We start from the raw sequence: 3,225 nt of genomic DNA, 5'->3' as shown, positions 1-3,225 counted from the left end.
CTTACCAGGAGTACTGTCCCAGATCATCTGGAATGCATCTTCCTTACACCAGTTCGGACATCCGATATCAATGTAGGTCTCGGCGGTCTGGTTGGTAATCGGGAGAACCTTCTGGATGTACTTAATGATCATATAACCACTTGTAACCCCGGGACAGAGATGATCATGGAATGCTGCGGCGTTCATGAAATCGTAGGTTGCACCGGCAGCCCAGACGTTTGAAAGCCCTACGAGAGAGAATTCATTGCCCCCGAATTTCTTCTTGTTAAAGGTGGTGTTCCCTTCGCTTGGGTTTGCAAGTAATTTGTCTAAGTTTGCATTCATCAGGGTTACCTGACTAAATGCCTTGTCTGCAGGGAGTGCTGCACGGTCCTCCGCACTCATCGAGTAAAAAGACGGATCAGGTTCCATGTATGCAGCCATACCGGAGTCCTTGTTGTAGAAATAGAACCAGAGACCTTTCCAGTCAGGACGATTGATCTGATAAAGATTATTATCTCCGTTTCTAAGGCCTGATTTGTCGGTAAGGCCGGAAAGGGCACGCTCGGTTGTTTTTCCTTTAACGATGGCATGTCCAGCGTTGGTAAGTGCCAGGATGTTATCTGCTCCCGGCTCAAATTTCAAAAGGTCCATGCCCACTTCAGCTGCCCGGGACCCGAGATCATACATCACATCATCTTCAGCAACTACTGATATCGGGATAAGGAGACAACAAAGTGCTAACAGGAGTGGTATTATTCTTCTCATGCGATTCCTCATTCATCCGGAATGATAGCCATTCACTTTCGTACCTGACGTCCATTACAGGAAAGCACGAATTTAATACAAATTTGTATTATCATGCATTACTCCTGCTATGAACATCGTAAATAGTTATACGATAACCATCAAATTTATAATTTTTGAAAATGATTTGAAATTAAATTACAATTGTGAAGAATAATTATTGTTTTTTCAAGTAAGATATGAATATTTTTTAAAATTTATATTTCTGATAATACCGATTTATGTTTCCTGCGAAGACTATATGAATCTCTTTGGATAATCATTAGTGATATATGTGTTCACCTCAACCCATTCAGGAAAAGAAGTCCGGAGAATTCCCCACGTACGATGAAGTAGTTGAGTTTCACGGGCATTCATGCGGAGGACTTGCAAGCGGGTTCCGGGTTGCTGTTGCTGCAATGAAAGCACTTGGGGTAGAGCGTCCAAAAGATGAGGAGTTAGTTACCATCGCAGAGACAAATGCCTGTGGGGTTGATGCCATCCAGTTCATAACCGGATGCACGGCAGGCAAAGGGAATCTCATCATCCATGATTATGGAAAACACGCGTTTACTTTTTATTGCAGGAAGAGCAATAAAGCCGTTCGTGTTGTCACCTGTCTTGACGGATTCATGCCTGAGGAGATGCACGCACTCAGGCCAAAAGTATTCTCCGGTCAGGCAACAGAGGAAGAAAAGGCACGGTACCAGGAACTTGCACATCAGGGCGTTCATGCAATACTCGCAGCACCTGAAGAGAAAATTCTGAAAATTACATATGTTGATATAAAGCCGCCACAGAAAGCGATAATGTATCAGTCAATACCCTGTGAATGCTGTGGTGAGATGGTGGCCGATGGGAAAACCCGTGAACTTGATGGAAAGCGGGTGTGCATGCCGTGTTATCTTTCAGCTACGAATCAATAATTAATCTTTATCCCTCTTTTTAGTCATTCAGAGTTTTCAAGTCGAAATGAGATACTAATAGAACAGGATTGAAGCGGTATCTGATGTTATTTCTGTTCAGAGATGTCAAAAGCTGGCAGGTTCTCATTCATGTATGCAGGAGATATACATGTTATTTCCAGGATATTGGATGGTATCCAAAAAATCAGCCTCCTGGTATAGATCTTCTGGATGAGACTAATTGAGAATCCATTCTATCTTGAGTAATTGTTTGATCAAACCCTCTTTTCGAGACCGGAGGTGCTCATTCAGACCTAAAAAATTATTTTTCTCCGACGACAACAAGTCTGTAGGGATGGGCAATAACCTGTAACCACGAGAAACCGATATCCTGTACCAGAATTTCTAATTCATCTTTTGTATACGCTGCCTGAACTGAAGTCTGAAACCCTTTTTTAATCTCCGGACCCTGACAGCTGCCCAGCATGAACTGGTAGATCTCAGGTGACAGATCCCTTCGGAGATCACTCACAGCAAACCCTCCGCCGGGTTTTAAGACCCGATAAATCTCTGAAAAAACTCTCCCAGGATCTTCCCATTCATGCAGGGATCCGTTTGAAAACACACGATCAAAACAATTATCAGCGAATGGCATTGAGAGGGCATTCCCTTCCCTGTAGGTTGTACGGTCAGAAAGACCATAATCCTGACTGTTCTTCTCTGCCATACGAATCATCGCAGGACTTATCTCAAGGCCGGTCAGGTGAGTTTTTTTCGTATGTTTCAGCCATTCAAGACCAAAGTATCCGGGTCCCGGGCCAATTTCAAGAGCGCTATCTCCTGGTTTTGATGTCCGGACAAGTTCCTCAACCGGGAGGTGCCCGGCATCCCGAAGCCCTCTTTGCATATGATCGTACTGCTCTACGGTTATTTCATCCTGAATTCCTTCAGTTGTTTCTGGTATTCTGGGTTTTAGTGTCATGTGTTCCTCTTTTATGTCTGTTTCACGGGGATGTGCATATCGTGCGTCAACCACTTCTTCAAGCCTGAGCAGTCTGCCGTTTCGCCGTTGTATGAGCGGGACACGGTTCTGACTTCCCGTTTCCCGGAATGATCTCATTGACGAGGTAAAACTTGCTGTATCATATACGCCTGAAAATCGTGCACAGAGGTCAGCAAATTGTTTTTGTTCATCAGGTGTCAACCTGGAAAGACCGGATTCGAGAAATCCATAGATCTTTTCTTCAGTAGAAAGGACCCATTCCTCACCTTTCTCAGTAGGTATCACCTGAATACTCCGTCTGTTCTCTTCATCCGGAACTCGTTTGACATATTCCTCCCGCTCAAGGTAATTGACCAGGTCTGTTGCAGAGCTGGGGGATATCTCAAGCATCCCGGCAATATCTCCCATACAAATCCTGGAAAAATATGCTGAGTAGAGTATCTCAATTGCTCCCGGGCTGAGAAGGTTTTTTCTTCCTTTATTTGTTCCAAAGATCATACTCATCACTGTAGAAACAAATCCCAGGGAGAGTCGTAATCGGGTTGTTGGATC

General features: G+C 44.1%; 3 protein-coding genes. 1 reads left to right on the top strand and 2 read right to left on the bottom strand.

The genetic code is table 11. The features are described 5' to 3' along the window. Nucleotides 1-747, bottom strand: a 747-nt coding sequence (locus PLA23_RS11915; protein WP_324475320.1) for an FmdE family protein, incomplete at its 3' end; no start/stop codon positions are given. A gap of 311 nt (nucleotides 748-1,058) precedes the next feature. Between PLA23_RS11915 and PLA23_RS11910 the strand changes: the two genes are divergently transcribed. Then, nucleotides 1,059-1,691: an FmdE family protein gene (locus PLA23_RS11910; RefSeq protein WP_324475319.1), complete on the top strand. Its 633-nt coding sequence runs from the start codon at nucleotides 1,059-1,061 to the stop codon at nucleotides 1,689-1,691. Nucleotides 1,692-1,992: 301 nt separating this feature from the next. Here PLA23_RS11910 and PLA23_RS11905 read toward each other — a convergent pair. Next, nucleotides 1,993-3,225: methyltransferase domain-containing protein (locus tag PLA23_RS11905; RefSeq protein ID WP_324475318.1), on the bottom strand; the 1,233-nt coding region annotated here is incomplete at its 5' end.

This window comes from Methanospirillum sp. (assembly GCF_035406105.1).
GTDB lineage: Archaea > Halobacteriota > Methanomicrobia > Methanomicrobiales > Methanospirillaceae > Methanospirillum.
The sequence above is the reverse complement of the archived record's forward strand: the minus strand, read 5'-3'. Positions and strand labels throughout refer to the sequence as shown.

Coding starts and splice junctions, on each gene's coding strand:
- PLA23_RS11910 (WP_324475319.1), top strand. CDS start 1,059: ATGTGTTCACCTCAACCCATTCAGGAAAAGAAGTCCGGAGAATTCCCC.